The sequence below is a fragment of the Synechococcus sp. R55.7 genome (assembly GCF_047461955.1).
Classification (GTDB): domain Bacteria; phylum Cyanobacteriota; class Cyanobacteriia; order Thermostichales; family Thermostichaceae; genus Thermostichus.
This window is the reverse complement of sequence record NZ_JANSIC010000045.1, coordinates 8,502-13,760: the sequence shown is the minus strand read 5'-3', so window position 1 is coordinate 13,760 and position 5,259 is coordinate 8,502. Positions and strand designations below refer to the sequence as shown.

The following is a 5,259-nucleotide window of genomic DNA, read 5'->3' as shown; positions in this document are numbered from 1 at the left end:
GCTGGGCTCAGATTTCATCAGCCAGTAGTTCATGGGGCACTAAGCTCTGGGAGCAGATAAAAGGGAGCAACGGGCAGCAAACTCGACAAAGTTTTGCAACATCTGCAAGCCAACAGGGCCCGACTTTTCGGGGTGAAATTGGGTAGCAAACAAGGTGCCGCGGGCAATAGCGGCTACACAGGTTTGGCTGCCGTGTTGGGTGGTAGCAGCCACCCAGCTTGGGTCATTGGGCACTGCGTGGTAGGAGTGGACAAAGTAAACCCAGCTTTGATCCGGGATCCCTGCCCAAAGAGGCGATTGGGGTTGGGTAAGGTGCAACTGGTTCCAGCCCATGTGGGGGATACGCAAGCCCGGCTCCGGTCGAAAGCGCTGCACCCGTCCAGGCACAATGCTCAGCCCTGGCTCTGTTCCCTCTTCGCTGCTCTCAAACAAAACCTGCAAACCAATGCAAATGCCCAAGAAGGGCTGCTGCCGCTGCACCGCCTCCCGGATGGGATCCACAAAGCCTCGCTCTCGCAACTGCTGCATGGCTGGGTCAAAGGCCCCATCGCCGGGCAGGACAATGCCGTCAAAAGCCGCTAGTCCAGTTGGCTCTGTTACTAGCTGCACCTCAGCTCCGGCCCGCTCCAGCCCTTTGCAAGCCGAATGCAGATTTCCCGCCTCATAGTCGATCACCGCCAGGCGTACAGTCCCCATGGGATCCCTTCTCGTGAGGAGTTTAGGAGTCTATCAGTATAGTGGTTCTATCCCGTTTGAGCTGACCCATGGCTGTGGCAACGGCTTTGCACAATCCCACTCCGACCGATACTGCTCTGCAATGCTGCCGCGACCAGGTTGATTGGCCTGAAGCAGCTTACCTGCACATCCCTTTTTGTCGGCAACGCTGCCACTACTGTGATTTTGCCACCGGCCTGGGCACCCGCAAGTTGATGGAAACCTACGTGCAGATGCTCTGCCGGGAGATCGGCGGCGCCTACCGCTACCGCCATCTGGCCGGGGATCCCAGACCGTTGACCAGCATTTTTTTCGGGGGTGGCACCCCTTCTCTGCTGACGGTGGAGCAACTGGGGCGGATCTTGACTCAATTGAGGGAGAGGATCCCGTTTCATCCCGACTGCGAGATTTCTCTGGAGGCCAACCCCGGCACCCTGACGCGGGAGCAGTTGGCGGGCTACCGGGAGCTGGGGGTCAACCGCATCAGCCTAGGGGTACAGGCATTTCAGCCAGAGCTGCTGGCCGCTTGTGGTCGCCTGCATGGAGTGGAGGAAGTTTACGAAGCCGTGGCCGACTTGCAGGCGGCGGGCTTTGAGAATTTCAACCTGGATTTGATCTTTGGGCTGCCCTACCAGACTTTGGAACACTGGCAGCAGTCTCTACGAGCTGTTCTTGAGATTAACCCCACCCATGTCTCCGTCTATGATCTGACGATTGAACCGGGAACCCGCTTTGGTCGGATGTACCGACCGGGAGCAGCACCTTTGCCCAGCGAGGAAACCACAGTTGCCATGTACCTAATGGCGCGGGAGCTGCTCACCGAAGCGGGCTACATCCACTACGAAATCTCCAATTTTGCCCGCCCCGGCTACGCCTGTCGCCACAACCGAGTGTACTGGGAAAATCGCCCTTACTTTGGCTTTGGCATGGGATCCGTCGGCTACGAGGGGGGACGGCGCATTCAGCAGCCCAAAACCCTTTACCACTACTTCGAGCAGGTGAAAGTCGGAGTCCACCCTCTCCCTCCTGAAGCATCCCCAGAGGAAGTTTGGATGGATACTTTGATGTTGGGGTTGCGTCTAAAGGAAGGTCTGGATTTGTGCCATTTACAGGAGCGTTTTGGCCACCCAAAGGTCGAGCAAGCTTTGGAGAGGCTGGATCCCTATTTTGAGAAGGGATGGGCCAGTTGTGAGGCAGGCCGGCTACGGCTGATTCCGCCCGATGGCTGGCTATTTTCCAATGAGATTCTCAGAGACTTGCTGGCTTGATTCCGACGGTTACTTTCACAAGATTTCTCACCAGAGCCCCCTATCCCAATTGGCCGAAAACTCAAGCTTTGAGGAGCGTAGGCTATCACCATTTCCAGCAGCCATTAAACCCAACATTTCACAGATCCTGAGATCTCTAATCTTGCAAGAGGGGTTGAGGGGAAAGATACGGAAGCCCAGAGGATCCCTATCGATAGTTGACAAATTGCAGCGCCACCGGGTAGTCCTGCTGCCTAAGCATTTGAATGACCGCCTGTAGCTCGTCTTTATCCTTGCCGGAAACGCGCACCAGATCCCCTTGAATGGCAGGCTGCACTTTCTTAAAGTTGTCGCGGATTTGCTTGGCAATCTGTTTGGCCAGTGTGGCATCAATGCCCTTTTTCAGGTGAACCACCTGGCGCACTCGGTTGCCGCCGGCGCTCTCTGGGGGTTGGAAGTCGAAGATCTTCAGGGATAGACCCCGCTTGGCCGCTTTGGTAAGAAGCAGATCCCGAATGGAGTTGAGGGCCATGTCGTTGGCGGTGGTGATGGTCAGGGATCCCTCCTCCAGCTCAATTTCCGTCTGAGTATCCTTGAGGTCGTAGCGCTGTTTGATCTCCCGTCGGGCTTGATCCACAGCGTTCACCAGTTCCTGCCGATCGAAATCACTGACGATATCAAATGAGTAGGTAGAGGCCATAAACCTTATCTTCGCTATCGTTCAGTATCTTAAGCCCTCAGCCAAGCAGGGATCCCTAACTCTCGGAGAAGCTACAACAGGTAGAGGGATCCCAGTCCAGATTTACGGAGAAGCAGGATGGCCGATGTTGTTTTAATTACAGGCGCCTCTGAAGGCATCGGCAGAGCTACTGCCTTTGCCTTTGCCCGTGGGGGTTACCGATTGGCGCTGGCTGCCCGCACTGCCGAAACCCTGAAGCAAACGGCCATCGACCTGGAGCAAAGCCTAAATGCCGAGGTCTTGGCCGTTCCCACCGATGTCACGCAGCCAGAACAGGTGCAAAACCTGGTGGAGAGAACTCTGGAACGCTATGGCCGCATCGATTGCCTGATCAACAACGCCGGCATCTGCATGAGTGGCCCTTTTTTGCAAACTACCCTGGAACACTGGCAGGCTTTGATGGCGGTCAACTTTTGGGGCTACCTCCACACCATCCGAGCCGTGCTCCCCGACATGTTGAAGCGCAAAAAAGGCCAGATCATCAACGTGGGATCCATTGGCGGCAAAATGCCCCTGCCCCAGATGAGCGCCTATTGTGCCAGCAAGTACGCGGTCAGTGGGCTGACAGAAGCGCTGCGTCTGGAACTGCAACCCCAAGGGATCCAGGTAATTGGCGTCCATCCGGGCATCGTCAGCAGCAATTTCCTCAAGCGAGCCATTTTTCTGGATGAGGTGGGGCCAGCGTCCTCTCCCGACAGCCAAGCCCAAACCTCAGGTGGCAAAGCCCGTGAGCAAATGCAACAGGCGCTGGAGAGTTTTTGGGTCAGCCAGCCGGAAGAAGTTGCCGAAGCCATTTGGGATGCCGCTCGCCAGTCCAAGTCAGAGGTGGTGGTGGGCATGGCCCAATGGGCGGTAGGAGCTTACACCCTCTTCCCCGGATGGGTCGGCTCATTGCTCCAGAATGTTCCTCGCTAGCCCACTGGATCGGTCGAGAGTTCTGGGGCGCTGGATGAGCGATTCTGCAGACCCAGCGATAGCAGGAAGAAGGCTAAACTTCGGTATAGTTTGAGGTACGGTTAAACACTGGTATTGACAGCGGAAGTATGGTTGAATCTGTGCCTTCTCCTTCCGGTACCCACCAGCACATCTTGATCGTGGAAGACCGAGATGGCCGCCGTACCCAGGTGCTGGGATCCGCCAAATACTTCATCGGTCGGGACTTGGCGAACGACATCTGTCTCAACTCTCAGTATGCCTCCCGCTACCACGCCATGCTGCTGCGGATTCCCGCCGAGCGAGAGGGAGAATATTGCTACCGCATTTTGGATGGGGATCTGGAAGGTCGCCCCAGCACCAATGGCTTGTTGATCAACGGCCAGAAATTGACCACCCACCAGCTCAAGTCGGGGGATGTGATCACCTTTGGCCCCGATGCCAAAGCCACCTACAAAATTGTTAAGGCTCCCTAGGCCCAGATCTCTGCAGAGCGTGCAATCGCCCCCCAATCAACAGCAGCAAAGCCAGCACCAAGGCCATCTCCGACAGCAAGGTCGCTAGGGCCGCCCCCTGCCAACCCCACCTTGGGATCCAAACCGCATTCAAAAGCCCATTCAGCCCCAGAGCCATCAGTTGCAGACGGCTGCGGGGCTTTTGCAACCCTGCCCCGGTGAGCAGGTGAGACAGCAAAAGGTGGATCCCCTCTAGCAAAATGACCGGGCTGAGCCAACGCAGGATGAGGGCCGTTTCCCGGTAAGCCGATCCCAGCACCCAGGGGATCCCGTAGGATCCCAGCGCCAGCCCCAGGGCGGCCAAACTGCCGTAGCCCACCACCCAAGGGAAAAGCTGCCAGGCGTAGCGCCAGCCTTGCGGAAGGCCCTTCTGCCCTTGGCGGCACAGCTCGGCAAAATGGCTGGTGAGCAGAGCAATCATCGGCGTTTGCGAGAAGTTGATCACCCGATAGGCAGCGCTGTAAAGACCCCCCGCCGCTGCTGAGGCCAAACGGGGCAAGAGCAGCTTGTCCAAATCGGTGAAGGTTTTCACCGCGGCCAGCCCCACCGCAAAGTCCCAGCCCGCTGTCAGCCGTTCCCGCAGATCTCGCCAGCTCAGGGCCAAGGGGGGAGAAGGCTCGCTCCACCGCCCCATCCCCCTCGCGATCAGCAGCAGCACGACCAACACCATCAGGCCGTACAGAACAGCCCATTGCACCAGGGATCCCCAGCCCAAGGCCACCGCCAACAACACTGCCCCCAATCGCCCCAGCGCCATGCCCGTGTCGATGAGGGCTACCCCAGCAGCCTGCTCTCTCCCGATCAGGATCCCCCTGTACACCTCTGGCACCGCGATGAACAGCAGATCGCTCAAAAGCAATACCCCCACCACCGCTGCCGGCGTCCCGGCCAGCCAAACGCTCAAGAGGGGCCACAACACCAGCGCCATCCCCCCACAGCCCAATCCCGCCAACCATAAGCTGGGGCCAATCCCCTGGGTGCAAGTCGGGGATCCCTGCCGGCTGAGGCGCTGGATCAGCAGTTCCGATTGGCCCAAATAGCCAAACGGGGCGGCCAGGTTGCTGCAGGCCAAGATGGCAGAGAAAACCCCGAAGGCTTCCGGCCCCAACAG

The 5,259-nt window shown here is 58.0% G+C and carries 6 protein-coding genes; 3 read left to right on the top strand and 3 right to left on the bottom strand.

The features are described 5' to 3' along the window. Positions 1-39: 39 nt before the first annotated feature. On the bottom strand, positions 40-696 hold the full coding sequence (gene hisH, locus NW820_RS03855; protein WP_414406733.1) for an imidazole glycerol phosphate synthase subunit HisH: 657 nt from the start codon (positions 694-696) through the stop codon (positions 40-42). A 68-nt stretch (positions 697-764) separates the two neighbouring features. Between hisH and hemW the strand changes: the two genes are divergently transcribed. After that, on the top strand, positions 765-1,982 hold the full coding sequence (hemW, locus tag NW820_RS03850) for a radical SAM family heme chaperone HemW (RefSeq protein WP_414328910.1): 1,218 nt from the start codon (positions 765-767) through the stop codon (positions 1,980-1,982). Positions 1,983-2,169: 187 nt separating this feature from the next. Here hemW and NW820_RS03845 read toward each other — a convergent pair whose 3' ends face one another. After that, positions 2,170-2,661 carry a YajQ family cyclic di-GMP-binding protein gene (locus tag NW820_RS03845; protein WP_011432526.1) on the bottom strand — a complete coding sequence of 164 codons (492 nt, stop codon included), beginning with the start codon at positions 2,659-2,661 and terminating at the stop codon, positions 2,170-2,172. Positions 2,662-2,778: 117 nt separating this feature from the next. Between NW820_RS03845 and NW820_RS03840 the strand changes: the two genes are divergently transcribed. Then, entirely contained in the window at positions 2,779-3,615 is an 837-nt protein-coding gene (locus NW820_RS03840) for an SDR family oxidoreductase (RefSeq protein ID WP_414406732.1), read from the top strand. 128 nt (positions 3,616-3,743) lie between these two features. Next, positions 3,744-4,109, top strand: a complete 366-nt coding sequence (locus tag NW820_RS03835) for an FHA domain-containing protein (RefSeq protein WP_011432528.1) — start codon at positions 3,744-3,746, stop codon at positions 4,107-4,109. Here the strand turns inward: NW820_RS03835 and NW820_RS03830 are convergent. Continuing rightward, positions 4,096-5,259 (bottom strand): lipopolysaccharide biosynthesis protein (locus tag NW820_RS03830; protein ID WP_414406731.1); only part of this gene is annotated, 1,164 nt, incomplete at its 5' end. The two genes, NW820_RS03835 and NW820_RS03830, sit on opposite strands and share 14 nt — an antisense overlap.